Source organism: Thalassospira xianhensis MCCC 1A02616, from assembly GCF_003326475.1.
Taxonomy (GTDB): Bacteria; Pseudomonadota; Alphaproteobacteria; order Rhodospirillales; family Thalassospiraceae; genus Thalassospira; species Thalassospira xianhensis.
In genome coordinates this window covers 105,125-131,884 of record NZ_JPWA01000009.1, presented here as the reverse complement: position 1 = coordinate 131,884, position 26,760 = coordinate 105,125, and the positions used below count along the sequence as shown (strand labels likewise).

27 protein-coding genes and 1 tRNA gene are annotated in these 26,760 nt (G+C 52.6%); 15 read left to right on the top strand and 13 right to left on the bottom strand.

Going from position 1 to position 26,760, the window contains the following annotated elements; all coding sequences use genetic code 11:
• Positions 1 to 65: 65 nt before the first annotated feature.
• Positions 66 to 737 carry a glutathione S-transferase family protein gene (locus TH5_RS09765; protein ID WP_114121700.1) on the top strand — a complete coding sequence of 224 codons (672 nt, stop codon included), beginning with the start codon at positions 66 to 68 and terminating at the stop codon, positions 735 to 737.
• Positions 734 to 1,540 (top strand): class I SAM-dependent methyltransferase, encoded by an 807-nt coding sequence (locus tag TH5_RS09760; RefSeq protein ID WP_114121699.1) that lies wholly within the window; start codon positions 734 to 736, stop codon positions 1,538 to 1,540. Before TH5_RS09765 ends, TH5_RS09760 begins: the two co-directional genes overlap by 4 nt.
• Before the next feature lie 32 nt (positions 1,541 to 1,572).
• Here TH5_RS09760 and TH5_RS09755 read toward each other — a convergent pair whose 3' ends face one another.
• Together TH5_RS09755 and TH5_RS09750 are read right to left on the bottom strand one after the other, a co-directional pair.
• A complete protein-coding gene (locus tag TH5_RS09755) occupies positions 1,573 to 2,604 on the bottom strand; it encodes a substrate-binding domain-containing protein (RefSeq protein WP_114121698.1) in 1,032 nt (343 codons plus the stop codon).
• Between the two features lie 72 nt (positions 2,605 to 2,676).
• On the bottom strand, positions 2,677 to 3,489 hold the full coding sequence (locus tag TH5_RS09750) for a tetratricopeptide repeat protein (RefSeq protein ID WP_114121697.1): 813 nt from the start codon (positions 3,487 to 3,489) through the stop codon (positions 2,677 to 2,679).
• Positions 3,490 to 3,730: 241 nt separating this feature from the next.
• On the opposite strand from TH5_RS09750, the gene TH5_RS09745 reads away from it, so the two are divergent.
• Both TH5_RS09745 and TH5_RS09740 read left to right on the top strand, forming a co-directional pair.
• Complete coding sequence (locus TH5_RS09745; protein WP_114121696.1) at positions 3,731 to 4,636, top strand: SDR family oxidoreductase; 906 nt, start codon at positions 3,731 to 3,733, stop codon at positions 4,634 to 4,636.
• A 151-nt stretch (positions 4,637 to 4,787) separates the two neighbouring features.
• Positions 4,788 to 5,795 carry a complex I NDUFA9 subunit family protein gene (locus TH5_RS09740; RefSeq protein ID WP_114121695.1) on the top strand — a complete coding sequence of 336 codons (1,008 nt, stop codon included), beginning with the start codon at positions 4,788 to 4,790 and terminating at the stop codon, positions 5,793 to 5,795.
• A gap of 77 nt (positions 5,796 to 5,872) precedes the next feature.
• Here TH5_RS09740 and TH5_RS09735 read toward each other — a convergent pair whose 3' ends face one another.
• The 3 genes from TH5_RS09735 to TH5_RS09725 form a co-directional block, all read right to left on the bottom strand.
• On the bottom strand, positions 5,873 to 8,020 hold the full coding sequence (locus TH5_RS09735; protein ID WP_167443513.1) for a methyl-accepting chemotaxis protein: 2,148 nt from the start codon (positions 8,018 to 8,020) through the stop codon (positions 5,873 to 5,875).
• A gap of 114 nt (positions 8,021 to 8,134) precedes the next feature.
• Positions 8,135 to 8,920 carry a cobalt-precorrin-6A reductase gene (locus TH5_RS09730; RefSeq protein WP_114121693.1) on the bottom strand — a complete coding sequence of 262 codons (786 nt, stop codon included), beginning with the start codon at positions 8,918 to 8,920 and terminating at the stop codon, positions 8,135 to 8,137.
• Between the two features lie 25 nt (positions 8,921 to 8,945).
• A complete protein-coding gene (locus tag TH5_RS09725) occupies positions 8,946 to 10,079 on the bottom strand; it encodes a cobalt-precorrin-5B (C(1))-methyltransferase (protein ID WP_114121692.1) in 1,134 nt (377 codons plus the stop codon).
• Between the two features lie 234 nt (positions 10,080 to 10,313).
• Here TH5_RS09725 and cobA point away from each other — a divergent pair, with 234 nt between their 5' ends.
• The 7 genes from cobA (at position 10,314) to TH5_RS09690 (ending at position 17,380) form a co-directional block, all read left to right on the top strand.
• Positions 10,314 to 11,183 (top strand): uroporphyrinogen-III C-methyltransferase, encoded by an 870-nt coding sequence (cobA, locus tag TH5_RS09720; RefSeq protein WP_062960221.1) that lies wholly within the window; start codon positions 10,314 to 10,316, stop codon positions 11,181 to 11,183.
• A gap of 78 nt (positions 11,184 to 11,261) precedes the next feature.
• Complete coding sequence (locus TH5_RS09715) at positions 11,262 to 12,050, top strand: sulfite exporter TauE/SafE family protein (protein ID WP_114121691.1); 789 nt, start codon at positions 11,262 to 11,264, stop codon at positions 12,048 to 12,050.
• Between the two features lie 156 nt (positions 12,051 to 12,206).
• Positions 12,207 to 12,827 carry an SCO family protein gene (locus TH5_RS09710; RefSeq protein ID WP_114121690.1) on the top strand — a complete coding sequence of 207 codons (621 nt, stop codon included), beginning with the start codon at positions 12,207 to 12,209 and terminating at the stop codon, positions 12,825 to 12,827.
• Between the two features lie 51 nt (positions 12,828 to 12,878).
• The gene (locus TH5_RS09705; RefSeq protein ID WP_208638431.1) at positions 12,879 to 14,216 is read left to right on the top strand and encodes a cobyrinic acid a,c-diamide synthase CobB; all 1,338 of its coding nucleotides are present in this window, start codon (positions 12,879 to 12,881) and stop codon (positions 14,214 to 14,216) included.
• 85 nt (positions 14,217 to 14,301) lie between these two features.
• On the top strand, positions 14,302 to 14,763 hold the full coding sequence (locus TH5_RS09700; protein ID WP_114121689.1) for a YcgN family cysteine cluster protein: 462 nt from the start codon (positions 14,302 to 14,304) through the stop codon (positions 14,761 to 14,763).
• Positions 14,764 to 14,947: 184 nt separating this feature from the next.
• Positions 14,948 to 16,435 carry a methyl-accepting chemotaxis protein gene (locus TH5_RS09695; protein WP_114121688.1) on the top strand — a complete coding sequence of 496 codons (1,488 nt, stop codon included), beginning with the start codon at positions 14,948 to 14,950 and terminating at the stop codon, positions 16,433 to 16,435.
• A gap of 192 nt (positions 16,436 to 16,627) precedes the next feature.
• Positions 16,628 to 17,380: an MBL fold metallo-hydrolase gene (locus TH5_RS09690; RefSeq protein ID WP_244204863.1), complete on the top strand. Its 753-nt coding sequence runs from the start codon at positions 16,628 to 16,630 to the stop codon at positions 17,378 to 17,380.
• 79 nt (positions 17,381 to 17,459) lie between these two features.
• On the opposite strand, the gene TH5_RS09685 is transcribed toward TH5_RS09690, so the two are convergent.
• The 6 genes from TH5_RS09685 to TH5_RS09660 all read right to left on the bottom strand — a co-directional run bounded on the left by TH5_RS09685 (position 17,460) and on the right by TH5_RS09660 (position 22,163).
• Positions 17,460 to 17,726 (bottom strand): DUF1150 family protein, encoded by a 267-nt coding sequence (locus tag TH5_RS09685; RefSeq protein ID WP_114121687.1) that lies wholly within the window; start codon positions 17,724 to 17,726, stop codon positions 17,460 to 17,462.
• A gap of 16 nt (positions 17,727 to 17,742) precedes the next feature.
• Positions 17,743 to 18,246: an Hsp20 family protein gene (locus tag TH5_RS09680; protein ID WP_062949777.1), complete on the bottom strand. Its 504-nt coding sequence runs from the start codon at positions 18,244 to 18,246 to the stop codon at positions 17,743 to 17,745.
• A 237-nt stretch (positions 18,247 to 18,483) separates the two neighbouring features.
• The gene (locus TH5_RS09675; protein ID WP_114121686.1) at positions 18,484 to 20,154 is read right to left on the bottom strand and encodes an adenylate/guanylate cyclase domain-containing protein; all 1,671 of its coding nucleotides are present in this window, start codon (positions 20,152 to 20,154) and stop codon (positions 18,484 to 18,486) included.
• Positions 20,155 to 20,344: 190 nt separating this feature from the next.
• Complete coding sequence (locus TH5_RS09670) at positions 20,345 to 21,070, bottom strand: glutamine amidotransferase-related protein (RefSeq protein ID WP_114121685.1); 726 nt, start codon at positions 21,068 to 21,070, stop codon at positions 20,345 to 20,347.
• 207 nt (positions 21,071 to 21,277) lie between these two features.
• Complete coding sequence (locus TH5_RS09665) at positions 21,278 to 21,727, bottom strand: DUF6691 family protein (RefSeq protein ID WP_114121684.1); 450 nt, start codon at positions 21,725 to 21,727, stop codon at positions 21,278 to 21,280.
• A 4-nt stretch (positions 21,728 to 21,731) separates the two neighbouring features.
• Complete coding sequence (locus TH5_RS09660; RefSeq protein ID WP_114121683.1) at positions 21,732 to 22,163, bottom strand: YeeE/YedE family protein; 432 nt, start codon at positions 22,161 to 22,163, stop codon at positions 21,732 to 21,734.
• A 308-nt stretch (positions 22,164 to 22,471) separates the two neighbouring features.
• Here TH5_RS09660 and TH5_RS09655 point away from each other — a divergent pair, with 308 nt between their 5' ends.
• The 3 genes from TH5_RS09655 (at position 22,472) to TH5_RS09645 (ending at position 24,496) form a co-directional block, all read left to right on the top strand.
• Positions 22,472 to 23,446: a class I SAM-dependent methyltransferase gene (locus TH5_RS09655; RefSeq protein ID WP_114121721.1), complete on the top strand. Its 975-nt coding sequence runs from the start codon at positions 22,472 to 22,474 to the stop codon at positions 23,444 to 23,446.
• A gap of 91 nt (positions 23,447 to 23,537) precedes the next feature.
• On the top strand, positions 23,538 to 24,155 hold the full coding sequence (locus TH5_RS09650; protein WP_114121682.1) for a hypothetical protein: 618 nt from the start codon (positions 23,538 to 23,540) through the stop codon (positions 24,153 to 24,155).
• 17 nt (positions 24,156 to 24,172) lie between these two features.
• Positions 24,173 to 24,496: a VanZ family protein gene (locus TH5_RS09645; protein ID WP_167443511.1), complete on the top strand. Its 324-nt coding sequence runs from the start codon at positions 24,173 to 24,175 to the stop codon at positions 24,494 to 24,496.
• A gap of 50 nt (positions 24,497 to 24,546) precedes the next feature.
• Here TH5_RS09645 and TH5_RS09640 read toward each other — a convergent pair.
• Together TH5_RS09640 and TH5_RS09635 are read right to left on the bottom strand one after the other, a co-directional pair.
• Positions 24,547 to 24,622, bottom strand: a tRNA-Ala gene (locus TH5_RS09640).
• Between the two features lie 100 nt (positions 24,623 to 24,722).
• On the bottom strand, positions 24,723 to 25,028 hold the full coding sequence (locus tag TH5_RS09635) for an FYDLN acid domain-containing protein (protein WP_007088347.1): 306 nt from the start codon (positions 25,026 to 25,028) through the stop codon (positions 24,723 to 24,725).
• A 346-nt stretch (positions 25,029 to 25,374) separates the two neighbouring features.
• Between TH5_RS09635 and aroA the strand changes: the two genes are divergently transcribed.
• Positions 25,375 to 26,721 carry a 3-phosphoshikimate 1-carboxyvinyltransferase gene (gene aroA, locus TH5_RS09630; RefSeq protein ID WP_062949763.1) on the top strand — a complete coding sequence of 449 codons (1,347 nt, stop codon included), beginning with the start codon at positions 25,375 to 25,377 and terminating at the stop codon, positions 26,719 to 26,721.
• Positions 26,722 to 26,760: the final 39 nt, after the last annotated feature.

The following is a 26,760-nucleotide window of genomic DNA, read 5'->3' as shown; positions in this document are numbered from 1 at the left end:
GTGACAAACCGCCAATGCGTTCCGGTTTGCAAAACGTTCATCCTTGGTTGGGTATCTTCAATTCCATGCGTCAATTACATCATTTCTGGCTGTCACCGTTTTCGCGCAAAGTGCGTCTGGTTCTGGCCGAGAAGAAGCTTGAATTTGAGCTTAAGGCAGAACCAGTCTGGGAGCGGCGCGATGCGTTTCTGTCGCTGAACCCGGCGGGGGAAGTGCCGGTTCTGGAGGAAGAAGACGGCACGGTTCTATGCGATTCAACCGTGATCTGCGAATATCTGGATGAAGTTTATACCGACACCCCGCTTTTGGGGGCGGATGCCAAGGAACGTGCAGAAATCCGCCGCCTTGTCGCGTGGTTCGACGGCAAGTTCAACCGCGAAGTTACAGATCATCTGCTGGGTGAAAAGCTTTTAAAGCGCTTCTTTTCCACCGGCACGCCGGATACCAAAATCCTGCGCGCGGGTCGGACCAATGCGGCCTATCATCTGGATTACATCGGCTGGCTGTTTGAGCGCCGGAACTGGCTGGCAGGGGAACATCTGACCATGGCCGATATTGCTGCTGCCGCCCAGATTTCGGTGATTGATTATATGGGTGACATCAACTGGTCCAAACATCCGCGTGCCAAGGATTGGTATATGCGGATCAAAAGCCGACCTGCGATGCGCGATATTCTCGCGGACCGGCAGGCAAGCTTCCCACCGTCTCCACATTACGCCGATCTGGATTTTGAATGACGGGTTCCTCGAAGGTCGATAGCTTTTATCCACAAGGTGGCCTTAACGCCGCCAGCTATGACTTTCGTGCCGACCTTGATCGCAAATTATTCGAAGATCCGATCCCGTTTTATCGTGATATTGCCGTCAAAACCGGTGGTACGGTTCTTGAACTGGGCTGCGGGACCGGTCGGATTGCCGCCGCCATTCGTGAGGCCGGTGTTGCGGTTGAAGGGCTTGATCTTTCCGACGCGATGCTGGCACAGGCGCGCGCGAAATATCCCGACATGATCTGGCACAAGGGCGATATGTGCAACTTTGATCTGGGGCGGCAATTTGCCCTGATCATTATTCCGTTTCGCGGATTTCAGGAAATTACCGATGGAGAAGATCAGAAATGCTGTCTGATGGCGGCATTTTCGCATTTGCAACCCGGCGGGATGCTGGTTCTTGATCTGATTGATCCCGACCTTCGTTATTGTTTGCCGGAGGGTGATCCGGAAAGTGTTGAACTACCGCTGTTCCCGATGCCCGACGGCGTTGGTGCGCAAGACAGTCGGTTGAGGATCACCGCGATGGAACGAACCAGCGATCCACTGACCCAGCGGTTTGAAGAGCATTGGCGGTTCGAGGAAATCGATCTGTCGGGAAACATTCTGCGATGCGAGGATTGCTGGCATCACATGCGATGGGTTTATCGGAGTGAGATGCGGTTGATGTTGCAGATTTCGGGTTTTGTTTCGATATCGGAATTTTCGGATTTCAAAGGCAACCCGCCGCGATATGCCACCAATCAGGTCTGGATGGCAAAACGGCCGGACTGATACCCGGCCGTCTTATTTAAATCCTGCGCAACCTAGTTCCCGGAGAACTTTTGGGCACCTGCCAACGCTTCCTGACGTTCGTTTTCGGGTAGGGGAACAAGGCCGTTATCAGCCAACAGGCCTTCTTCGCCAATCACGGCGTCCGAGGTATAGGTTGCGACAAATGCACCCAGCGTGCGGACCAGTTGCTGATGATCGTCCTTTACATAAAGGTAAAGTGCACGCGATCCCGGATAGCTGCCATCCAGAATGGTGTCATAATCAGGTGCAACGCCATTGATCGGAATGCCCTGCATGGCTTCACGGTTGCGATCAAGGTTGTTGAAACCCATCACACCATAGGATTTTGGATCTTTTTCAAGTTTGCTGATCACCAGTCGATCATTTTCACCTGCCTCGATATAGGCACCATCTTCGCGGATGGTGCGGCAAAGCAGGCGGAAGCTTTCAGGATCGGTCGATTCGAGGCTTGCGATATCGCTGAATTCGGCACAGCCCTTATCCATCAGAAGCTGCCCCATCAGATCGCGTGTGCCCGAAGTCGGCGGCGGGCCGTAAACGCGGATCGGAATGTCTGGCAGGTTAGCGTCGATATCGGACCATTTGACATGCGGGTTCGGAACGCTTGCCCCCTGAACCGGAACGGTGCGTGCCAGTGCGAGATAAAGCTGGCGGGCCGACAGCGTCATTGTTGGAGCATTACGTGATCCCAACAGGACGATACCGTCATAGCCGATTTTGATTTCGCTGATATTGCGCACCGAATTGGCGGCACAGATGGCGGTTTCCGAACCGGTGATCTGGCGGGATGCATCGACAATATCGGGATATTCCGAACCGATCCCGCCGCAGAACAGTTTGAAACCGCCGCCAGAACCGGTGCTTTCGACGACTGGGGCCGGTTCATCGGTGGTCTTGCCGAAATATTCGGCGACCTTGGTGGTCAGCGGAAAGATCGTCGAAGAACCGACAATCCTGATCTGGTCGCGGGCCTGTGCCGTGCTGGCGGCAATCATCATCGTTACGGATGCGGCAATGGCGGTCGTGGCAATCAAACGACGCATGGGGTCCCCCGGCTGAAAATCTGGCGATATGGTCCCGAAACCGGCGGGCACATATCAAATGCGGATCAGAACCTATTCCGATCCGGTCTGAACATCCATCTTTTCTATATTCGCTCTTGCCGCATCAGCGACAGGGGTTCCGTTTGAATTTTCTATGACAGTTAGATAATCCTGACGCGCAAGATCGTTATTTTCTGCGATCCGATGCAGGTTTGCGCGCTCGAAAAGTGCCTGAATATTGTTGGGGGATAGTTCCAGTGCGCGTTGAATATCGGTCATGGCGAGGTCGTAGGTTTCCAGCATACGCCATGCTGTGCCACGATAGATCAGGGCTTCGACATTGTCCGGATCAAGATCAAGTGCATTGTTCAGATCGTCGATCGAGTCCCAATACTGCCCAGCCATGCCCAGAACCATTGCCCGATCAACCCAAAGGGTCGGATCGTTTTTAACCATTTCCAAAGCGCGCGATTGATCGCGCCAGGCGAATTCAAGATTGCCTGCCATCATCCAGCTTTGTCCGGCTTGCGCCAGAAGCCCGGCAACGACCTGTTGGGGAGATGTGCTTTCATCGGCCAATGCATCAAGGCGGGTTGCGGCTTCTTCGTATTTTTCAAGTGCAATCAGAGCGACCGCAACGCAATGTTTCGCCGGTTCCCCGCCGCCCATATCGCGCCATGCAATGGCACTTTCAAACCCGTCTTCGGGTTGTAGGCGGGCGAGTTTGAGGCAGTCCTGATATTGCCTGGCGTCATCGGCACTCATATTTGTGCCCTGTGCCAAGGCCTGTCTTTGCGTGCCAAACGAAACCAGCATCATGCCAAACAGGGTCATCGCAACGAGTGATGATGCGCGCAAGGTTCTGCGTGCAAACAGTTCAGACATGGTAGGCCTTTCGGTTTGGCGTCAGTTTTAAAGCGACGGGGCGTTGGCCAGCATACGGGTATATTGCCCGTACCGACCATAACCGGTTTATCAGGGCCGCATTGCAAATCATGAAAGCGGCAAGAAAATGATTGTGATTTCAAACTTTCCGAAAGGTGACCCGGAAAGCTTTTGTCATGGAAGGTCAGGGCCGATAGTGTTCCTCGCACAAAGATAGTCGCCCCGGCATATGGATTTGATAATGACCGAAAAGCTGTTTTGCTTCGGATTGGGATTTTCAGCGCATCTTGTCGCCAATCAACTGCGCGAGGAAGGCTGGAAAATTGCCGGTACCACGCGCAGTGCGGAAAAGGCTGACGCGTTGCTTGCGCAGGGGATTGAGCCCCATATTTTTTCCGATGACGAGCCAGTGGCCGATATTCGTGCGGCCCTGAAAAGTGTTACGCATGTCCTGATTTCAGCACCACCGGGTGGAAATGGTGATCCCGTTCTGGCCCATCATGCAGGCGACCTTGCCGCCCTGCCCGATAGCACATGGATCGGATATCTGTCGACCACAGGTGTTTATGGGGATCGAGACGGTGCGACCGTCACCGAAGAAGACGACCTGATGCCAAGCGGCAAACGCGGTCGCAGACGTGTGGCCGCAGAAAAGGCATGGTTCGATTTGGGTCGGCGTCATGGTCTTTGCGTGCAAAGTTTCCGGTTGGCCGGAATCTATGGGCCGGGGCGCAATGCACTTGAAACCGTCCGGTCCGGCCGGGCGCGACGTGTGGTAAAGCCCGGACAGGTCTTTTCTCGTATCCATGTCGAGGATATTGCCCAGACGGTGCTGGCATCAATCCGGTGCCCGAATGCCGGTGCAGCTTATAATGTGTGTGATGATGATGCCGCCCCGCCGCAGGATGTAATTGCCTATGCGTGTGGTTTGCTTGGTATGGACCCGCCACCGGAAGAGGATTTCGAGACGGCAGATCTGAGCCCGATGGCGGCAAGCTTTTATGAGGATAACAAGCGGGTGGCCAATGACCGGATCAAGTCCGAGCTTGGTGTTAAGCTGCGCTTTGCCGACTACAAGGCGGGTTTACTGGCGCTACATGACGAAATATTGGCTAAAATCAACGGGGCCGGGACAGATACGCTTTAAAAGGGCATTGTTGACGCACCCTGCGGGTCGTATATAACCGCTTAGGAATTTTGATCGGGCCGATATCCGCATTTGGCCCTGATGGTACCCAGCGCCGGATCGTGATGGCGGGATGATCGCGACATCATCGACCGGCAAGGAGAGAGCAAGCATGGATCGTCGTATCGTAACCGTTTTTGGCGGCACCGGATTTGTCGGGCGTCATATCGTCAAGCGTTTGCTTGAGCGTGACTTTATTGTCCGCGTTCCGACCCGCAGCTTTGAGCGCGTCAAGAAACTGAAGCCGATGGGCTATCTTGGGCAGGTGGTTCCGGTACATTGCGATGTTCGCAATGAAGAGTCGATCAAAGGCGCGGTCGAAGGCTCCGAAGCGGTGATCAACCTGCTGGGCATTCTGTATCAGCGCGACAGCAGCAGCTTCATGAATATCCATGTCAAAGCCGCAAAACGTATTGCCGAAGAAGCCAAGGCCTGTGGTGTTAAAACCTTCCTGCACATGTCCGCCCTTGGCGTTGATAAGAATCCGCATGCGCTTTATGCGACTTCGAAACTGGCTGGTGAGAAGGCTGTTCGCGAAGCTTTCCCGGATGCAGTGATTTTCCGCCCGTCGGTTATTTTTGGTCCGGAAGATAATTTCCTGAACCAGTTTGCCACCATGGCGCGTTATTCCCCGGTTCTGCCGGTGATTGGTGCGCCAGGCCTGCCGAAGGTCGAACTTGATAAAGGCAAGGTCGACATGCTTGGCGATGGTGGTCCGAAATTCCAGCCGGTCTATGTTGCCGACGTAGCCGAAGCATTTGTAACTGCACTGGTCGAGGGCAAATCTGCTGGCAAGACTTATGAGTTGGGTGGGCCGGAAGTATACAGCTTTATGGGACTTCTGCGCGATATGCTGCAGATGACCCGTCAACGCGCCATTCTGATGCCCGTACCGTTCTGGTTGGCATCGATCAAGGCGTTCTTCCTGCAATTCCTGCCTAAGCCGCTTTTGACCCCGGATCAGGTTCGGTTGCTTAAAACCGACAATGTCGTTTCCGAAGGTGCTGAAGGTTTTGCCGAACTTGGTATTACGCCCAACAGCGTTGAAGCGATTGCGCCGACCTATCTGAAACGTTTCTGCCCGCCGCGCAAAAGTGGCGAATTCCGTCGCTTTGTCTGATCGGAAGCTGTTGCAGAAGTGATAAAAAAGCCCCGCCGAAATCCGTCGGTGGGGCTTTTTCTTTGAGTTTCGGCCAACTAACCGGCGCGAACGCGGGCGACAAAGTTGTTCGCCTCGTCCTGAAGGCGATGTGCCTTTTGCAGAAGTTCTTCGGTCGTGTTGCGGGTCGAACCCGAGAGGACCTGAACCGCTTCGGCAGCACGTGAAACATTGAGCATGTTTTCTGACACGTGACGCACACCGTTGGCGGCTTCTTCGGAACCGCTGGCAATCTCGGCCGTGGCGGCACCCTGTTGACGCATGGCGGCTGCGATCGAGCTTGAGATCGTATCGATTTCGCCAATGGTCTGGGCGATGGTCGAAATCATTTCGACGGCTTCGGTGCTGACCGAACGCATTTCATTGATCTGCTTGCCGATATCCTCGGTCGCGCGCTGGGTTTGGGATGCCAGATTTTTGACTTCGTTTGCCACAACGGCAAAGCCCTTGCCGGCATCCCCGGCCCGCGCGGCTTCGATGGTCGCGTTAAGAGCCAGAAGGTTGGTTTGATCGGCGATGGTCGTGATCAGTTCGATGACTTCGCCGATACGATCCGCGGTTTCGGACATCTGGCGAACCGTTTCATCAGATTTGCGGGCTTCGGAAACGGCAGAGCGGGAAACTTCCTCGGCCTTGGAAACCTGTCGTTCGATTTCGGCAATCGATGCAGACAGTTCCTCGGTTGCGGACGAGACCGAGCTGACATTCTGGGATGCATTCTGGGATGCTTCGCTGACTTCGATTGCACGGTGAACGTTGTCACCGGCGTTATGTGCCATGTTGTCGGCGGCATCGCGCATGTCACCAACCTGGGACAGCAGTTCCGTGACCAGCCCATTGACGGAGCTTTCAAAGCCGTTTGCCATTTCCAGCAATGCTTCGCGACGTTGTTGTTCCGCACGAATTTCTGCGGCTTTGTTTTCTTCCCGAAGACGTTCTGCTTCCTTCGCGTTTTCCCGGAACAATTCGACTGCCGATGCCATATCTGCAATTTCGTCGCTGCCATGATCGGTTACCGGTGTTTCAAGGTCACCTTTGGTCAAGCGATCCATGGCAACGTTCAATCCGATCAGACGGGCCAAAAGGTTGCGTTGGACATAAAGCCATATGATCAGTGCAGAAATAATCAGTGCTGCGGTCGCAACCCCGATCATGATATTTTTCGCAATGCCGATGGTGGTTGTAACCCCCTGATTGGCAGCGTTGATTTTCGCGCGCATATCTTCCAGAAGTCGTTGCGCGGTTTGGCCCATTTGCTGGGATGTTTCCGTTGTTTGCGTCAACAGATCGGTCAGTAAAGCTTCGCTAACGAATTCGTTCTGACGCAAATTGAACAGATTGTTACTGCCGTTCGATGTCAGACCATTTGCAATTGTTTCAACCGACGATCTTGCTGTTCCGCGATCTTCATCTGACGGAATTTCATCTGAGCCACTTTGCATTTGGGGGATAAGCGGCGTTGATAAATTCTTGATCTTGTCGAGTTCTTCGGGGCTGCTTGCCGTGAAAGTCATGCGGGCCAGTGCGGGAATCTTAAGTGCCACCGCGCGCAGTTCCAGCATGTTCTTTGTTGTTGGCGCGTCTTCTCCGCGAAGCGTATTCAGCGTTTGAAAGACTTCTCTGGTTTTCTCCGGATTGCGGACCAGGCCATATAGCTGGCTTAAGTTGTTTTCCAGATTGCTGCTCGCCATGTCACTGGCACTGATTGTGATCGATTCAATTTCATTCACGGCGCGAATGATGTCACTCATGATAAGTTGACGCGTTTTCTGCGTGTCAAATCGTGACTTCATGATATCGGACAAGCTATTAATATTATTGATCATCTTCCCGGTTTGTTGGGAGAATGAGCTTAGTATTTCGCCATCAATATCGTATTTGGCCAACTCGGCGATTTGATCGTTCATGCGATTTTCGATCATGCCGAGTGCTTTGGTCGTGTTTTCCAACTGTGCTTCTGATTGCGCAGTTGTGACACGACGCGCCATGCCGGTGACGGCATCGCTAAACGCGCTTAGTTCCTGGCCGGAAATCAGGGCCGGGATAGCTTCTTCTGCTACGACTTTTTGCTGTTGTTCTGTGACTTGGAAAGAAAAAACCGCTAGGGCGGCGGCACATACAGCGAGTAAGGCGATTGGCACAATTGCCAGCATTAGCCTTCCGCGCAAACCAATTTTGCCGGTCATGACAATTCCCATTAAAGGATTTCAGGGTGTCGGCGGCTTATTTTGCCCTTCTCGACTGTTGTTGCTTGGACCGCCCTGAAAGGTCCAAATCACGAGAAGAAATATCTTTTTGAGTCAGTGTTTTGCAAGCGTATTTCTGATTTTTTCTATTATTTCTTGTGTTTTCTCTGCTTGTTCAACCGGAGATACACCGGGCCGTTCAACCATGATAATCGGTATGTTCAGTTCGCGGGCAGCCAGAATCTTGGCTTCGGTAGCGTCACCGCCGCTATTTTTGCTGACGATGACATCGATGTTGTGGCGTTGCAGAAGTTCGATTTCGCCTTCGACGGTGAAGGGACCACGCGCGATCAGCCATTCACCGAATGCAAGGTTGAATGGTTCCTTCGGGGACTCGACAGTCCGGACCAGCAGCCATGTTTTTTCCAAGCCTTCGAAATGGGCAAGATCCTTGCGCCCGCTTGCAATCAAGGCGCGTTTTCCGTGATCGGGCAGGATTTGGGCTGCTTCTGCAAGGCTTTTGACCATGATCCAGCGATCTTTGTCAGTCTTTTGCCATGCAGTTCGCTGAAACTGGACGCAGGGGGTTGCGACCGCGTGGCATGCTTGGGCGATGTGGCTGGATATCTGTGTGGCGTAGGGGTGGGTTGAATCGATCACCAAATCAATTTTTTCCGAACCCAGCCAAGATATGATGCCTTCTGCCCCGCCGAACCCGCCAATTCGTACGGGGATACCATCTGGTAGTCTTGGTGCACTGGTGCGACCGGCCAGGGAAAGCTGCAGGCGCACATCCGATCCGAATTCCTGTAACAGATCAGCAGCGATACGATTGGCATCCCCCGTACCGCCAAAAATAAGAATATTCAGCGGTGTAACTGTGCTTCGAGGGGGAGTCATATGCTGCGGCCTGTTTTTGTTAATTTTAAAGGTTCGGGTTTGTGGTTTTGGCTGGAAGAAATGTGTCAAAATCACCATGTCCGGCTCGGGCGATGATCTTGCCAACACGATCAACAACGACAACTTCAATGGCAGAGGCACCGTCGATGGTTGCGCGGGCAGTTTCACCAGCCTGAAGGGCAATGGTTCGTGCTATATCAACGTTTCGGGATGTGCAAAGTTCCAGAACCTGCTTTGCCGTATTGGCATTGGTAATTTCCGATACCAATTCGGCGTCACCGCCGAGTGTGGCAACTGTTTCAGCAAGCTTTCCGAAATCCACTTCGGATCGGCTACTATGCAGATCCATATGTCCCTGCGCCAGTTTGACCAGTTTGGCAAATCCACCTGAAATCGTGACATAATTGACGGGATGGCGGCGCAGATATTTCAGCATACCGCCAACAAAATCACCCATATCCAGAATCGCCTCGTCCGGCAGATTGTAAAATTGGCGAATGGCAGATTCGGATGTTTTGCCGGTGGCCCCGGCAACATGTTTTCGACCGGTGGCGCGTGCGACATCAATGCCGCGATGAATGGAATGGATCCATGCCGAACAGCTGAACGGGATCACAACGCCGGTGGTGCCCAATACGGAAAGCCCGCCAACAATTCCAAGCCGCGGGTTCCAGGTTTTCAGGGCGATCTCCTGCCCGCCGGGAATGGAAATTTCAATTTCGACATCCGCAGTTGCGTTAAACCGGTTTGCCAGTTCGACGATCTGCTGTGTCATCATTTCGCGCGGTTTGGGGTTGATCGCGGCTTCGCCAACCGGGATTGGCAGGCCGGGTTTCGTAATCATCCCAACACCGTCACCCGCACGGAAAGTGATGCCTGAACCCTGTTGTCCATGTCGGATTGTTGCGATGATTTCCGCACCATGGGTTACATCTGGGTCATCGCCGGCATCCTTGATCACGCTTGCCCGCGCCCAGCCTTCGCCTGTTTCAGCCTTGATCAGGCTAAAAGAGGGTGTTTCACCCCGGGGAAGGGTGATGGTGACCGGATCGGGAAACTCACCAGAAAGCAGGGCTTGCCAGGCCGCACGGGTTGCGGCGGTGGCACAGGCCCCCGTTGTCCATCCCTTGCGTAGTGGTCCGTCCGGCTTTCGGGTCATACGGCAGGTGATCCCGGTTTATGGCTTTGAATATCTGGGTTAACCATTATTATGGCGGCATGCTTTTTTGTCGGAGTTTCTCTATTAAACATTAAAATTAATGTGATATCAGATAAATAACGAGAAAAATACGGACTAATATGTTGGACCTGATGCCCAGATGCTGTTTAACATATCCAAACGATCCGGTCCTGCACAGATGGACCAATTGCCCGAGAGATAAAGAATTCCGTAATGACGACACTTGGTCTTGATTTTCCGGTATTTGAGCCGGGTTGGGTATGGCTGGTCGGCGCAGGACCGGGGGACCCCGGTTTGCTGACGCTCCATGCCGTCAATGCGATGCAACAGGCAGATATCGTTGTCTATGATGCGTTGGTTGATGACCGGATTCTCAATCTTTTGCGTTCTGATGCCAAGCGTGTTTATGCCGGTAAACGTGGTGGGCGCCCGTCCTCAAAGCAAACCGATATATCTCTGCAGCTTGTTGATTATGCCAAGCAGGGGTTGCGGGTCTTGCGTCTTAAGGGTGGTGACCCGTTCGTGTTTGGCCGCGGCGGTGAAGAAGGTTTAACGCTGGTTCAACATAATGTACCGTTCCGGGTTGTACCGGGTATTACGGCCGGTATTGCCGGTGCTGCTTATGCCGGGATTCCGACAACGCACCGTGATTGCAATTCATCGGTAACCTTTGTCACGGGCCATGGTTCGAGTGGCGAAATGCCTGATAACATCAATTGGGCTGCCCTTGCCAAAGGCGCACCTGTATTGGTGATGTATATGGCGATGAAGCATTTGCGCCGTATTTCATCGGAACTGATGGCCAATGGACGATCCGGTGACGAGCCGCTTGCGGTTATCAATCAGGCGACTACGCCCAATCAGGGTATTCTGATCTCAACACTTGCCAATGCGGCTGACGATGTCGAAAAAGCCGGTGTTGAACCACCTGCGGTCTGCATTCTGGGAAAGGTGGTTGATCTGCGTGACCGGTTGAACTGGCTTTCACCGCAGGATGACGTCAAAGCAGTGCGTCATGTGCCGTTCGAGCAGGTCCTTGATCTCATTACCGTGCCGAGTGATCCGACAGCTTCGAATTCCTGAGCTTTGAATTGATCTATATCGTTGTTCCTATCCGGTCTGGACGTCACAATCAGAACAACTGATTAATCCGGATGGATCATGGACGAACAACAGATACTGATCCGCATCATCGAGAGCGGCTGGGCACAATGCGCCACTGTCCTTCAGCAGGACAGCGGTGTTTTGGCGACGGCACTGATTGCGGGCCTTGTCGGTAGTGCTACCCACTGTGTCGGGATGTGCGGGCCATTTGTGATCAGTCAGGTCACATCGCGTATGGAAAAACTGCCGCTTGAGAAAATGAGCGAGTTTCGGCGACTGACCGGGGCGGCGTTATTGCCATATCAGTTCGGTCGGTTGACGACCTATACGCTGCTTGGTGTGATGGCGGGCTTTTTTGCTGACAGCATCACGGTGCTGACCAAAGTCTGGTGGTTGGGACCTGTATTGCTTTTGTGTGCGGCGATGTTCTTTCTGGTTTTCGGGGTGATCGGTTTGGTTCCTCATCTCGCCGGTTTGTTTCCGAACCTGGCGGGAGGAAACGTTTCGGGTGCATGGTGGAACCGTATGGTTGGTGAGCGCATCAAGCCGTTATTTGGTGCGCCATTTGGCTGGCGGGGCTACCTGCTGGGCGTCATGCTTGGATTTATCCCCTGTGGCCTGATTTATGGTGCGCTGGTTCTGGCTGCCGCAGGTGGTAATGCACTGACTGGCGGGTTTGTCATGGCGGTATTCGGGCTTGGCACGGTACCGATTCTGTTTGCAACCGGTGTGGTGGGTCAGTATGCGACCAGACGGTTTCGTTCCTTTATGGCACCGGTTGGCCGCGGACTGATGGTGGTTAATGCTGTTATTCTTGCCACACTTGCATTTCATCAGATCGGATAATTTTGCGATTTCGCAATGACGCCATTGTGAGTAATGGCACAGTCACAGGTCTTGCATGATCGTTTTGCGGATTTATAGTGCCGGCAAGACAGTGACTTATTTATCCGGTTGATTGGCGCATGCCTGTAATCCCGGAACAAAAGGACAGGTAACGGCGTGAGCAAGAAAACACTTGTGATCATTCTGGCGATTGCGCTGGTTCTCGGTATTGGTTTGACCTATCGCCTGATGATGATGGGATCGGAAACGACGTCTTCCGGTTCGGGGGCTGCGGTGATCGGGGGGCCGTTTGAACTGGTTGACCAGAATGGCCAAACCCGCACCGAACAGGATTTCCGCGGGAAATACATGCTGATTTATTTCGGCTATACCTATTGCCCGGATGTTTGTCCGACCGAATTGCAGGTGATGGGCAATGCGCTTGATACGCTTGATCCAGAAATTGCCAATGAAGTTACTCCGGTCTTTATTTCGGTCGATCCGGAACGCGACACGGTTGACGCGATTGCAGCCTATGTTCCGCATTTTCACGAACGTATGGTCGGCCTGACCGGAACGCTTGAGCAAACCACTGCTGCGGCCAAGACATTTCGGGTTTATTACGCCAAAGCATATGCCGAAGGCGAATCGAAAGATTCCGATTCCTATCTGATGGACCATTCGTCCTTTGTGTATCTGATTGGGCGCGACGGATCATTTGTGCGCCACTTCAATTACGGGACAGCCCCCGAAGATATGGCAAAGGGCATTGCCGAAGTCGTCAAAAAGAACGGATGATCCAGCGGGTCTGATGTGATCGGTATGGGCGGCAATCAGGGAAACCGGGATATGGGACCAACCTTAACACAGATTCCGGGACTGGTGATTGCCGCACCATCGTCAAATAGCGGCAAGACTGTTTTGACCCTTGGATTGTTGCGGGCTCTTGCCAATCGTGGCGTGGCGGTTGCGGCGGCGAAAACCGGACCGGATTATATAGATTCGGCCTTTCAGGCGGCGGCCTGCGGGCAAAGCTGTATCAACCTTGATCCCTGGGCGATGTCGCCAGATCAGATTGCGGCTCTTGCCGGGTGGCAGAGTGCAGGCAAATCCGTTCTTCTCTGCGAGGGGGTTATGGGTCTGTTTGACGGTGCAGCCGATTGCAGCGGGTCAACGGCCGATCTTGCGGCGATGATGAATTGGCCGGTTGTGCTGGTCATTGATGTCAAAGGTCAGTCTGCCTCAGCAGCGGCCGTAATTGCCGGATTTGCAGGTTTTCGCGAGGATGTGAAGATTGCGGCTGTAATCCTTAACCGGGTTGGCAGTGACCGGCATCGTGCGATGATTGAAACAGCGTGCCGCGAGCATCTTCCGGAAATTCCGGTAACAGGTGCGGTGCGCCGCAGTGATTTGCTGGCGCTGCCAGAACGCCATCTTGGCCTTGTGCAGGCGGGCGAGCATGACGCCCTTGATACATTCCTTGATAAGGCGGCCGGGATTATTGCCGAGGACGTCGACCTTGATCAATTGATCGGTCTTGTAAGCGGGCGGCAACTTGCCGCAGCGTCAGGTGATGTTTCGAATCTGGCCATTGGCATTCCGCCATTAGGGCAGCATATTGCCATCGCGCGGGACACGGCTTTTGCCTTTGCCTATCCGCATCTTCTTGAAGACTGGCGTCGTCAGGGGGCGGAATTATCGTTCTTTTCTCCGCTGGCTGATGAGGCCCCTAACAAGGGGGCAGATGCCATCTATCTGCCCGGTGGATATCCGGAGCTGCACGGTCAACGACTGGCGAATGCAGAAAATTTCAAAGCGTCTCTTGCAGCGATGGCAGCCAGAAATACCCCGATCTATGGGGAATGCGGTGGCTATATGGTGCTGGGCGAGGCATTGATTGATGCATCAGGCCAAGAACACGAGATGCTGGGCCTTTTGCCACTTGTGACGAGCTTTGCTGATCGCAAGCTGCATTTGGGATATCGAACACTGGCTTTGTCCGAGACCACAGCTTTGGGGCCGATTGGAACGGTTCTTCGCGGGCATGAGTTTCACTATGCGTCGACGATCAAAGCCAATGGTACGTCCCTTGGCAACATGGCCACAGCGACTGGTGATGATCTTGGCAGGGTCGGTTTGGTGAAAGGAAGTGTTTTCGGCTCGTTCTTTCATCTGATCTGCCGGTAGCTTCGATTGGTGATCTTTGCGGTTTGGAAGTCCGCGATATGCTACAATCCAACAATAACAAAACGATTGCTCGACGAGAGAGACCATGACAGAGCCGACGGTTGAGACAGGAAATTCTCCGTTTTGGGAAACCAAGACGCTCGATGAAATGACCACTGAGGAATGGGAGTCCATTTGCGACGGATGCGGCAAATGCTGTCTGCACAAGCTGCAGGATGAGGACACCGACTTTGTTTATTATACCTCGGTAGCCTGTCGATTGCTCGATTGTGAAACTTGCAGCTGCAAGGATTACCCTAATCGCACAAAGCATGTGCCTGACTGTGTGCAACTTTCGCAGGAAAATGTGACGACGCTTTCATGGATGCCGTCGACCTGTGCATATCGATTGATGTCAGAAGGAAAAGGGCTTCCTGACTGGCATCCACTTATTACAGGCAAGGCAGACTCTGCGATCATGGCGGGGATGTCAATCAAGGGGTTGGTGATCTCTGAGGATGACGCACACCCGGATTTGACGCGATATATTGTGAAATGGCCAGCCTGAAGTCATAACCCAGAGTAGCGTCACCTATGCCAAAATAGGTGGTGGAATAATTCTTAAGTATAGGTATTCTCCTGATCGAGCAATTGTGCCTCATGTGCGCAATTGTTCGTTTTGGGTCCCTTGCATATCTATAAATGACCGGGCTTCCGATTAGGAGCCCGGGCAACATAAGGAAGTTATCCGGATGGGTTTTGCGTCACTTTTCAAGGGCAGTTCGTACGAGGGGCAGCAGATTGTAAATGCGCTCAGCTTGTCGATGGCTGTCATCGAGTTTTCAATCGATGGTAAAATTCTGACTGCCAACGATAACTTCCTTAAAACGATGGGTTTCTCGCTTGAGGAAATCGTCGGGAAGCATCATTCGATATTTGTCCCGCGTGAAATCAGCAGTGGCGAAGAATATCGGAAATTCTGGGAACAGCTTCGCAACGGCAAATTTTCGTCGGGTGCCGTGCCGCGTGTGCGCAAAAATGGGGAGATGATCTGGCTCGAGGCGACTTACAACCCGATTCTTGGCAAAGACGGAAAGCCGACGAAAGTCGTTAAATTTGCAACTGACATTACAGCACGCCGCATTGAACGCGCGGTCCTGCAAAGTGTATTTGATGCGATGGAAAAATCGCAGGCCGTGATCGAGTTTGACCTGAACGGCATTATCCTTAAGGCAAACAAGAATTTTCTCGATGCCATGGGATACCGACTTGATGAAATTGTCGGCAAGCATCACAGCATGTTTGTTGAGCCAGCATATCGTGACTCTGCCGAATATCGCTCGTTCTGGGAGACCCTGAAAACCGGGAATTTCCATACGGGCCAATTCAAACGTGTCGGCAAGGGTGGCAAGGAAATCTGGATTGAAGCGTCCTATAATCCGGTGCTTGATCCGGTTGGAAAGCCTTTCAAGGTGATCAAGTTCGCAACAGACATTACCGAGCAAACCCGTTTGTTGCTTGAGCTTAAGACCATGATTGATCAAAACTTTACCGAGATCGATAGCAACATCGCAGCCTTGGGCAATTCGGCCAATCAAAGTGTCAGTACATCCGAGGAAACCTCGCAAACGGTGCAGACTGTTGCGGCCAGTGCAGAGCAGATGGCGGCATCAATTGCAGAAATTTCGCGTAGTATGGCGCAGTCTCGTGACGAAACAGAGCGCGCATTTGATCAGACGATCAGCGCCAACAGCTCGACCCAGCGCATGGCGGAAGTTGTCGAATCAATGGGGAGCATCGTTGAAGTCATTCAGAATATTGCCGGACAGATCAACCTTCTGGCATTGAATGCGACGATAGAGAGCGCGCGTGCGGGTGACGCTGGCAAGGGATTTGCCGTTGTTGCCAACGAGGTCAAGAACCTGGCCAATCAGGCCGCTCGTGCGACCGAGCAGATTTCCGACGAAATTTCAGGCATTCAGTCGATCTCGTCGGAGGTGGTCGGTGCCCTTGAAACCATTCGTCATTCGGTGGAGACGGTCCGTGACAGTGTCACCAACATCTCGTCCGCAGTTGAAGAGCAGAGTGCAGTGACCGAAGGCGTTTCGGAAAACATGCGTATGATGGCTGGTGCGGTCGACGGTCTTTCCCGGAACCTTGATAACATCAAGTCCACCACGGGCATGGTTGCCGACTCGGTCAGTCGAACGCGTAAGGCTGCGGAAGTTTTGGCACGTTAAGCGCCTGATTTCCTATACAGATGTATCAAACAGCAGGGTGGTCGACACGTTCGGTCACCCTGTTTCGTTTGTACGGTGACGGTTTTGAGACTTTATCGCGAAAACAAATCTGAACAGCTTGCCTATTGTCGACCGTCTCAGCAAAAATAGACATTCATTGCAAATGATCCGCAAACAACGCGGTGACAGGAAATGCCGAGTGAATATATGCGCATAGATGTTTTGGGTGTTGGCGAGGCATTCGATCCGGCCTTTGAAAATTCGTCTGTTGTGGTTAGCGCGGATGGCTATCGCCTGATGATCGACTGTGGCGCGACAGTGCCGGGATTGTTGATGCGCAAGTTTCCGGATCCCGATGTGATCGACGCGATCTATTTTACGCACATGCATCCCGATCATGTTTTCGGACTGGTGCCGGTTATGCTGAACTGGCGCGATGACGGCCGATCAAAACCGATTCATATCATCGCGACACCGGCGGTACGCAATCATCTGGAAAAGATCATGGAGCTTGGCTTTGCCGGGCTTGGAAGTGCGTGGCCGTTTGAAATTATCTGGCATGCGGTGCCGGAAACCACGCAGATAGGTCCGTTCGAGACCAAATTTGCCCGTTCCGATCACAGTGTTCAGAACCATGCAATTTTGCTGCGTTTCGAGAACAAGGGTTTTGCCTATTCCGGTGACGGTAACGTGACAGCCGATACTACAGCGCTTTTTACCGCTGCTGATCTGGTGTTTCAGGAAACATATTTGCCCAAGCATGATCCAAAACATGCCGCGCACTGCGATTTGGAAACTGTCCTGCAATTGGCATCTGATATGCCCGGATCACGTTTCTGGCTCTATCACATCAAACGTGATGTAAGACGCGAGATCGCCGAACTTTTGCGCGAAAATCAGCAGGTAAGGGTTGCCGTACCTGGCGAAGTGATCGAAATCCGTTAGGGTGACGCCTGATCAAACCCGGAAAAAAGGCAGCCCATCGGCTGCCTTCTGATTTCCGCGATATCCTGATCGGGTCGTCTTAGTGAACCGAACGCGGATCCATGTCGTGCTGGCGGATTGCCGCATGGGCTACGGCCTGACTTTCGAACGATGCGATATGGGTACCATCGGCGGTAAATACCCCAAAGACCGTTTCGTTGCTTTCGTCTTCAGGATTGGTCATCGCGCGCACATAAGCAAAATCGTGAATGCCAAGCATGGCAAAATCACCAGACGACAGCAGGTTCAAATCCTGTTCCGCGCCGCGGGTTTCTTTGGTCTCATGGTCTGAGATGCGATTGCTCATAAAACCACTCTCCTTGTTACGCCTTGCGGCTTTTATCTTCGACCGCGTCTGCGCCATTTTCAGCATCGACGGTCATATCTATAGTGCGCGACGAGACGGCTTTCTTCTTGGCAGAATTGATCGCAATTTCACGTACCACCGGCTCGGGAACAGGCCGGTTCAAATCTACATGCAAAAGTCCGTTATCAAGATGGGCGCCAACAACTTCAATACCCTCGGCCAGTACGAATGAACGCTGGAACTGGCGGGATGCAATCCCGCGATGGATATAAATCCGGTTGCTTTCGTCTTCCTGATGCTTGCCACGAATGATCAGTTGATTGTCTTCGGTGGTGACCGAAAGATCATCTTCGGCAAATCCTGCGACCGCGACTGTAATGCGCAGATGATTTTCGCCGATTTGCTCGATATTATAAGGGGGATAGCCTTCTGCCTTGGTTTTGGAAACCTGATCAAGAACACGCTCGATCTGGTCAAACCCCAACAGCAGCGGGCTGTTAAACATAGAAATTCGTGACATTGGCAGCACCTCCTCAGCAGAGCGAGTGTGATATCGACCAGACCCCACGCTTCCAAGCGTTTCGGGCGTCTGAACATCTGACCCGACCCGTTCGGCATCAGACATATCTATCTAATCGAATAAATGTGGTTTTCTATCACATAGTCAAGACCCGGTTTGTTCCTTTACCCGCAGAACGCTTGGGAATATGCGATATCAGACCTGTGTATTACGCAGATCATGACTGATCAGGAAAGATCATACAACGCGTTCCGGTAGTTCCGGCATGTTTTCCAATGCATAATAGGCCACCGTCTGATCTTTTCCGCGCAATGTGACTTCGTGCATTACTGCATTTTCTGGCAAGGGGATCGGGCCATGGTCAAAAATTGCCTTTGATATCACCAGTGGCACACCATGCTTTTTGGTCTGGCTTTCCAATCGTGCGGCCGTATTGATCGTATCACCGATGGCGCTGATGTTTTCCCGGCCCGGAGGCCCCATCTCACCGACAATGGCCTCGCCCATATGGATGCCGATACCGATACGGAGTGTATGGGGTAGCTCCGATTTCAGGTGTTCGTTCAGGTTTTCGATCCGGCGCAGCATTCCCGCAGCACCATGAAGGGCGTCGCGGATCATGGTTTCGGTGTCATCGGTATCAAGGCCGTAAAGAGCCATCAGTCCATCACCGGTGAACTGGGCATAAAGCCCGCCACTTTCACGCAAGGCTTCGGTCATTTCGGCGAAAAACTGGTTTAGGATAAACAGAACATCGTAGGGCATTTTCTTTTCACCCAGACGTGTCGAATCCCGCAGGTCAGTAAAAATGGAGACAACTTGGCGTTCGCTGCCGGAAAGGCCGCCAGGGCGTCTTCCATCCTGTGCAGTTGCGTTGGCAGGCAAAAGTGGTGCAACGGCGAGATCGTTTAACGGACGGATTTGACAGGCCAGTCGCATGCCACGCGGGGCGTGGATACTCGCGAGTGCCGCGGCTTCGATCTTGCCGGGTGCGGCGAGTTGATCAATGCCAGATCCGCAATGGATGCGGCAGGTTGTGCAACGCCCGTGTCCGCCGCAAACCGATGCCATCTGCACACCAGCGTCTCGAAGGGCTTCAAGCGCTGTCGCTCCGGGGGCCACGCGGATCATTTTACCATTGGGCATCGATAACATCGGCCCGCGTTTGATCCGGTCAACGGTCTGGCGAATTTGCCGCACAACAAATGGCGCAAAGGCCAGTGCGATCGCGATTATGGTGCCCGGGAGAATCGCATTTTCATAGAATTTGACAGCCGCATCATTGACGTTGGCAGCATCAAGAACTCCAAAAACATATTTGTGGCCGCCTTCTTCGGTGCGGCGAATTATTTCAGCCGACGCCGCACCAAAACCGGCAAGCGCCAGTGTAGGGACAAGAACAGCGGTTGCACCCAGCGCACCGCGCCATCGCGAATAAAACGGTTTTAAACGCAACCAGAAATGGATGCCAATACAACCGTGTGTCCAGACAACAATCACGGCGATTGCATGGAGAATGCCCTGACCGGGAACGAAAACCGCAAGATCAAGCAGAACCCGTTCAAATGCCGGATCGACATCAAATCCCAGCTCGATGATGCGGGTCGCAATAATATGGCGGAATAACAGGAACGGAATGCAAAGGCCCAAAATCATTTGTGCCCATTCCGATTTACGCAGTCGCAGGGACCGGCGGCTGGTCAGACGGGCCGTGGCCAGAAGGAAATGTGTAATTGCTGCGGCCAGAAGCAGAATTTCCAATGGGGGAAACTGCCAGATTCCGGTTGTCAGGAAGTCGGCGGCTTCCATCGCTTCGGGCGATATGATGCCAGCAGCCTGATTGATCAGATGCATGAAGACATACGCAAAAAGCGTCAGGCCGGAATAAAGCCGCAAATTCTGGATCATGGCGTTCCGTATTATGGGCGGTTGATGCGCGAGAAAATCAGTATCCGACGCAATCATAAATAAATGGTGTTTTGGAAAAGTTCAAAGCTTTCAGGTCAGGTAAAATGCTTTGTGGCCCTGTGAAATACATAACGGACCGCCCCTTTCGGTGACGGTCCGTTTTGAAAAACGATCAAATCAGCACGCAGGTTCAGGCGGCCTTTACAGCCCGTTTACCGCGCAGGAATGTCAGCATCCATTTGGCGAACAGGGTGCTGTCGATGGTTTCGCCAAGCGACGCTGTTGCCTTTGAATGCACATCTTCGGGCAGCAATGCATATCGCGCCTTCAGAAGGGCTTCCTCGTAAGGACGTTGGAATTCGGGGTGCGGCTGAATAGAGGCCGCGGTTTCACCATACTGAAGGGCGGCATAGGGGCAGAATTCGGAACTGGCCCAGACAATGGCCCCTTCGGGAAGTTCGACAACCTGATCCTGATGGAAGGCATTCAGTTTGAATTTTTCCGGTGCATTGCCCAGCCATGCCGGAGCCTGTTTGCCGGTAGTGTATTCATGAACGCCGATGCCCCAGCCATTGTCGGATTTAACCACCTTGCCGCCAAGGGCCGCTGCCAGAATCTGATGGCCAAAGCACACGCCGAAAACCGGAACCTTTGCTGCGACAATATCGCGCAGCAAGTCCTGCAGGCGAATCATCCAGGGTTCGTTTTCATAAACACCGTGCTTTGATCCGGTCACGATCCATGCATCGGCGGCATTAAGATTTCCGGGAAATTCATCCAGAAGCACAGTCCATGTCTGGAATGTCAGTTTGGGATCAAGCGGGCCGAGCATCGTTTCAAACATGTTCGGATAGCTTTTGAATTCATCGCGAAGTTCTTCCGGAACAAGGCCGGTTTCGAGAATGCCGATTTTCATGCGGGGCCTTTGAAATCATGGTGTAACGCTGTTTTGCACATATGCCAGTGTATGCACAAAGACAAGTATGTTGCGGTGGGATTTCAGGCTTTCCAAACTGGTTCGTGCGAATTTTGAATGCTAACAGATTGATTTTTCATGAGATGGGAAAACGGTTCGTATGGCAGGTCTGCAAAAGGTGCCTGACAGATCTGCCAACGTTCTTTGTCATTTTTGTGTGATTGCGGCCTTGTACAGTGTGGCCATCATCAGTTTGTGAATAACCATTCCGGTGATCATTGCGATGACAAAAACGATTGTTTCTGTGTGGCCGAATGCAAGCGCGCTAATGGCGGGACCCGGACAATAACCGACCATCCCCCATCCGATGCCAAACAGCAGTCCGCCAATGACAAGATTGCGATCAATATCGCGTCGTGTCGGAAGTTCTACCTTTCCGCCGCAAATCGCATTTTTGCGTGATCGGGCAAATCGGAAAAAGGGAAACGCGACAACAAGGCCGCCCGCCATGACAAAGGCAAGACTGGGGTCCCAGCCGCCGGTTTGTACCGCGGCAATATCCAGAAATCCAAGGACCTTTTGCGGATCCGTCATTCCCGAAATCAGCAAGCCGGTCCCAAATAGTGCACCACAGAAAACAGAAGCAAGAATACGCATTTTTTTAGCTCCCGATGACATGGCGAATGACATAGGTGGTGGCAACGCCTGCGCCCATGAAGCATAGTGTGGCAACCATTGATCTTGCGGAAAGGCGTGACAGGCCACAGATTCCATGTCCGCTGGTGCAACCGCTGCCAAGCCGTGTGCCAAACCCGACAATCAATCCCGCAATAATGATAGCGGGCCAGGAGGCTCTCACGATGCTTTGGGCACTGATCGGTGAAGAGGCCAGTATGACGGTTGGTGCAATGATCATGCCAACAATAAAGGCAAGTTTTTCAATCCGATCAGATGTCGGGGTTTTGCTGGTAAGGGCATTCCCAAGAATGCCGCTGATGCCTGCAATTCGGCCATTGAGCAAAAGATAAAGGCCCGACGCCAGCCCGATCAGCGCGCCACCCAGTAGCGCAGAATAAGGTGTAAAGTTTTCCATCTCGTCTCCCGGCATAAGGCGATTACGAAAGAGTATAATATTAATATATTATGTTTTAATCAAGTTACTCGATGTGATCGAAGGAAAACTTGGTCTCATCCAGTGGCAATGCAGTTTGCTGCCGATTCCGAAGCAAGGCATCCCCATAAGATGTTTTTTTGCCACCCAAAAATACTTTGCGGCATTAAGTATCTGATTAAAATAGATATTATCCATCTTGCCAAAGTCCCAGATTCAGAAGATACAGCGATGATCGGGTTTTGATGCTTCCGGTCCTTTCCGGAGCTTTTTTGGATTTCATCACATACATGAGCAAAGATCGTTTGTTGGCCAGTCGGCGGCTTGATGTTGCGCTGGCACTTGTCGGGCAAAATGATACCGAGGCCGCAATCGATGTGACCCGGGCGGCAATTTCGGCTGATCCCGATTGGGAAGAAGCGCATTTTGTGTTGGGTGATATTTTCGAGCGCATGGGACAGCTGGAAAATGCGATCGAGGCATTTCGTCAGTGCCTTGCTCTTGATCCGGTAGACCGTATGGGCGCGGAAGTTCGACTGACATTGTTGGGCGCGGTTGCCATGCGCGATCGTTTACCACCCGATTATGTAAGGGCGCTGTTTGACGATTACGCCCCGCGTTTTGAAATCTCGCTACGCGACCGACTGGCCTATCGTGGTCCGGAACTTCTGTTTGAAGCCATTCGGCCCTATTTGCCGGAATTGCTGCGTCCGCTGCGGGTGCTTGATCTTGGGTGTGGCACTGGTCTGGTTGCGGATGTATTTGCCGGACATGTTGATGTGATTGACGGCGTCGATCTGTCTCCGCGCATGATTAACCGTGCAAAGGCAAAGGGCTTTTATCGCAATCTGATTGCTGCGGATATTACGGATCTGCCTGATGGCCTTGATCGCGACTATGGTCTGGTGGTTGCGGCAGACGTCCTGAACTATCTGGGTGATCTTGTCCCGGCCTTACAGGCTGCCCATGAGCGGCTTGTGCCTGGTGGTTTGATGGTCTTCACACTTGAACATGGAGATGCATTCCCCTTCGACCTCGGCCCGGGCCAAAGGTTTCGACATCATGAGCGGGCAATTCATGACTGGCTGAAAGATTGCCAATTCGAAATTGTTGCCGATGCAACGGGAATTCTGCGTCAGGAAAAAGGAAACCCTGTTTCAGGTCGTATCATGGTGGTACGCGCCGGAGATGGAATGTCAAAATTGATTGGCGAGTTGGGTCGTCTTCCCGATCCTGATCTCTCAATCGACAGAATTGTTCATTGAGTTTCGTTGATTATTCTTAGGGTTTCAGCTTTTCTGTTGTTTGTATTGCCGGTCATGCAAATCCGGAGGCGGCTAGGAGTCTGTTAAAGCGATGTTTGCGAATTGGAGAAACTCACTTCAGGAATTTCTTGATTGGTTCCTTCGTAAGCGTGCGCATATCAGGTTCTTTTCCCCCAAGCTTTTTCTGCTTTTTGTTCTGATCAATCTGGTGTGCTATTGGTGGGCCCTGCTAACCACATATCCGCAACATCTGGCATCCTGGAAGGGGGACGAATATGTCCTTTTGGGTTTTCCGGTTGCGGTACTGGGGGCGATATTTGATGCGATGTCATTTTATGTGACTTTGGCAATCGTCCGCCGCGCGTTGGCATCACAAAGCAATGTGCGCTTTGTCAGCTATCTCAGCGTAGATGTTTTTATTGCTGTTCTCGCTACTTTCTGGGTCCTGTTTGCATTTGTTGCCTCTGGCTGGGTTGTCAGTATTGTGCTTGATCGTCCGGAAACATTGACGTACCGCACAGAGCTGTACGAAGGACGTTTCTGGAAAGCGGTTCTTAATCCGCTCGCACCGGACAATCTTCGCAACATTTATTTTGGGATGATGATGGGGGCGTCTGCGCTTTTACCCACTCTTTATCACTTTGGGGTCGCAATTTATTCGATGTTTCGATGGATGGCCGGACGCATGTTGGCGATCAGAGCGCGCTAGGAATGCGGTTTCGATATTTGGCAGCCGCAATTTTCTGGGTATTGGCAGTGTTAATTGGGTTTTTGTCGCTTCAATCGGCTGACAGTATGCCTGATATACAGGTATGGGACAAAATCCAGCATTTGATTGCCTACGGCATGTTAACTGCTGCCGGATTGATCGCTTATCCTGCTCGTGTCTGGCGGGTTGTTATTGGCTGTCTGATTTATGGCATTTTCATCGAGATTGCCCAAGGATGGATACCAGGCCGTTTTGCTAGCATTGAGGATGGGCTGGCCAATTCAATCGGCATTGGGCTGGCTTTTGGAATTTTTTGTCTCCGGTCTGTTCGAGATCGATAAATTTCTCTCTGGAAACGACAAACCCCGTCGCTTTAGGCGACGGGTTTTGATGGTGGAGCCGATCAGGATCGAACTGACGACCTCTACAATGCCATTGTAGCGCTCTCCCAACTGAGCTACGGCCCCATTTTAGTCCGCGTCGCAACGAAATCCAGTGTTTCCGTCGCGGCGCGGGGGATATTTAGAAGGTTCGCCAAATCTTGGCAAGACCTATTTTCAAAAAATCCTAGCGGTCGTCTTCGTCGCTTTCGACATGTTCAAGGACTTCGCCAAGATCATCGTCATCTTCACCAAGATCAGACGCATCTTCAAGGATATCGTCATCGATATCGGTGTCGACATCATCGTCAAGATCGACGTCATCATCCAGGTCTTCGTCTTCTTCCGGCTTCGGCTTTGCAACCGCGGCTTTCTTGATTTTGGTCACCCCGTCGGGGGTTGCGCATTTGGGGCACACGACCGGCGTACGATTCAAATCATAGTATTTGGTACCGCAGGCTTGGCAGTGACGTTTCTTACCGCGTGCTGACATTACGGCAAACCCTCTTAAATACCGTTATCATCAAAGAATGGGTTGAAGGCCGAATTCACCTTCTTCTAGTTGGCCCAATTGCCATCTTGGGACGGGCTTGTCAAAAGGAAATTGTCCGATTTTATCACAAGCCTCCAAAAGGCGGGATTCTGCGCCACGCACCGCTATAAACTTCAAGCAAAATTTGGCTTCGATACTGGTGCGTCAAAAGCGCATATGATACGAGTTTGCCCCCGGTAATCGAACGTACGATTTGCGCCCGGAATTGCGGCAGCATCGAAGTGCGGTTCAATGACCGGAAAACCGATGATTTGATGGTCACAACAAGAATAGACAGGCAGGCCCGATGAGCTCTTCGCAGACCAAACGTCCGCTTCAATCACTGAAGTCCCGTGCGCTTAACGGCGATATCCGGGTTCCCGGTGACAAATCAATTTCCCATCGTTCCCTGATGTTTGGCGGCCTTGCCATTGGCGAGACGAAAATTACCGGCCTTCTCGAAGGTGAAGATGTTCTGGCGACTGCAGAAGCCATGCGCAAACTTGGTGCGACGGTGACCCGTGACGAAGACGGGACCTGGCATGTGACCGGTGTCGGCGTTGGCGCCTTGCGGGAGCCCGATAGCGTCATTGATATGGGTAATGCCGGAACCGGTATTCGTCTGATGGCCGGTATTGTTGCGACCCATCCGATCACCACCTTCTTTACCGGCGATGCATCGCTTTGCAAGCGTCCGATGGGCCGGGTTGCCGATCCGCTGGCGGAATTCGGCGCGCAATTCATCACGCGCGAACGCGGTCGTCCGCCTATGGCCGTCATCGGAACCGATGAGGCAAAACCGGTGACCTATACGCTTCCTATGGCATCCGCACAGGTCAAGTCGGCTGTGTTGCTGGCTGGACTGAATACTGCCGGAACGACCACCGTGATCGAGCCGAAACCATCGCGTGATCACACCGAACGCATGTTGCGCCATTTTGGTGTCGATGTTGATGTCAGCATCAATGATGACGGTGGGCGCACGGTCAGTCTGACCGGCCCGGTCGAAATGAAAGCAGCCGATATTGTGGTTCCTACAGATCCGAGCTCGGCAGCATTCCCGCTGGTAGCGGCTTTGATCAATCCGGAATCAAAAGTGACCATTCGCGACGTTTGTCTGAACCCGCTGCGGACCGGCCTGATTACGACCCTTATCGAAATGGGTGGTGACATTACGATCGCTAACGAACGTGAGGAAGCCGGTGAAACCATCGGTGATCTTGTCGTTAGCGGTAAAAATCGCCTGACCGGTATTGTCGTGCCAGCGGAACGTGCCCCGTCGATGATTGATGAATATCCGGTGCTGGCCGTTGCTGCCGCTTATGCACAGGGTGAAACCCGGATGTGCGGACTTGAAGAATTGCGGGTCAAGGAATCGGATCGTCTTGCCGCTGTGGCCGCGGGACTCGCAGCAAACAAGGTCATTCACCGCATCGAAGGTGACGACCTGATTGTCACGGGTGGCGAGGTACCCGGCGGTGGTATGGTTGAAACCCATCTTGATCATCGTATCGCCATGTCCTTCCTTGTCCTCGGACTTGGGGCAAATGATCCGGTTGCGGTTGATGATGCCAACCCGATTGCGACCAGCTTCCCGAGTTTCGAGGCATTGATGCGCGAATTGGGGGCAAACCTTGCCCCGGCGGGTTCATGATCTGTTTCGTGATCGGTTTCCGTTATTCGCATTCCGGGG

Coding starts and splice junctions, on each gene's coding strand:
- TH5_RS09765 (WP_114121700.1), top strand. CDS start 66: ATGCGTCAATTACATCATTTCTGGCTGTCACCGTTTTCGCGCAAAGTG.
- TH5_RS09760 (WP_114121699.1), top strand. CDS start 734: ATGACGGGTTCCTCGAAGGTCGATAGCTTTTATCCACAAGGTGGCCTT.
- TH5_RS09755 (WP_114121698.1), bottom strand. CDS start 2,604: ATGCGTCGTTTGATTGCCACGACCGCCATTGCCGCATCCGTAACGATG.
- TH5_RS09750 (WP_114121697.1), bottom strand. CDS start 3,489: ATGTCTGAACTGTTTGCACGCAGAACCTTGCGCGCATCATCACTCGTT.
- TH5_RS09745 (WP_114121696.1), top strand. CDS start 3,731: ATGACCGAAAAGCTGTTTTGCTTCGGATTGGGATTTTCAGCGCATCTT.
- TH5_RS09740 (WP_114121695.1), top strand. CDS start 4,788: ATGGATCGTCGTATCGTAACCGTTTTTGGCGGCACCGGATTTGTCGGG.
- TH5_RS09735 (WP_167443513.1), bottom strand. CDS start 8,020: ATGACCGGCAAAATTGGTTTGCGCGGAAGGCTAATGCTGGCAATTGTG.
- TH5_RS09730 (WP_114121693.1), bottom strand. CDS start 8,920: ATGACTCCCCCTCGAAGCACAGTTACACCGCTGAATATTCTTATTTTT.
- TH5_RS09725 (WP_114121692.1), bottom strand. CDS start 10,079: ATGACCCGAAAGCCGGACGGACCACTACGCAAGGGATGGACAACGGGG.
- cobA (WP_062960221.1), top strand. CDS start 10,314: ATGACGACACTTGGTCTTGATTTTCCGGTATTTGAGCCGGGTTGGGTA.
- TH5_RS09715 (WP_114121691.1), top strand. CDS start 11,262: ATGGACGAACAACAGATACTGATCCGCATCATCGAGAGCGGCTGGGCA.
- TH5_RS09705 (WP_208638431.1), top strand. CDS start 12,879: ATGGGACCAACCTTAACACAGATTCCGGGACTGGTGATTGCCGCACCA.
- TH5_RS09700 (WP_114121689.1), top strand. CDS start 14,302: ATGACAGAGCCGACGGTTGAGACAGGAAATTCTCCGTTTTGGGAAACC.
- TH5_RS09695 (WP_114121688.1), top strand. CDS start 14,948: ATGGGTTTTGCGTCACTTTTCAAGGGCAGTTCGTACGAGGGGCAGCAG.
- TH5_RS09690 (WP_244204863.1), top strand. CDS start 16,628: ATGCCGAGTGAATATATGCGCATAGATGTTTTGGGTGTTGGCGAGGCA.
- TH5_RS09685 (WP_114121687.1), bottom strand. CDS start 17,726: ATGAGCAATCGCATCTCAGACCATGAGACCAAAGAAACCCGCGGCGCG.
- TH5_RS09680 (WP_062949777.1), bottom strand. CDS start 18,246: ATGTCACGAATTTCTATGTTTAACAGCCCGCTGCTGTTGGGGTTTGAC.
- TH5_RS09675 (WP_114121686.1), bottom strand. CDS start 20,154: ATGATCCAGAATTTGCGGCTTTATTCCGGCCTGACGCTTTTTGCGTAT.
- TH5_RS09670 (WP_114121685.1), bottom strand. CDS start 21,070: ATGAAAATCGGCATTCTCGAAACCGGCCTTGTTCCGGAAGAACTTCGC.
- TH5_RS09665 (WP_114121684.1), bottom strand. CDS start 21,727: ATGCGTATTCTTGCTTCTGTTTTCTGTGGTGCACTATTTGGGACCGGC.
- TH5_RS09660 (WP_114121683.1), bottom strand. CDS start 22,163: ATGGAAAACTTTACACCTTATTCTGCGCTACTGGGTGGCGCGCTGATC.
- TH5_RS09655 (WP_114121721.1), top strand. CDS start 22,472: ATGAGCAAAGATCGTTTGTTGGCCAGTCGGCGGCTTGATGTTGCGCTG.
- TH5_RS09650 (WP_114121682.1), top strand. CDS start 23,538: ATGTTTGCGAATTGGAGAAACTCACTTCAGGAATTTCTTGATTGGTTC.
- TH5_RS09635 (WP_007088347.1), bottom strand. CDS start 25,028: ATGTCAGCACGCGGTAAGAAACGTCACTGCCAAGCCTGCGGTACCAAA.
- aroA (WP_062949763.1), top strand. CDS start 25,375: ATGAGCTCTTCGCAGACCAAACGTCCGCTTCAATCACTGAAGTCCCGT.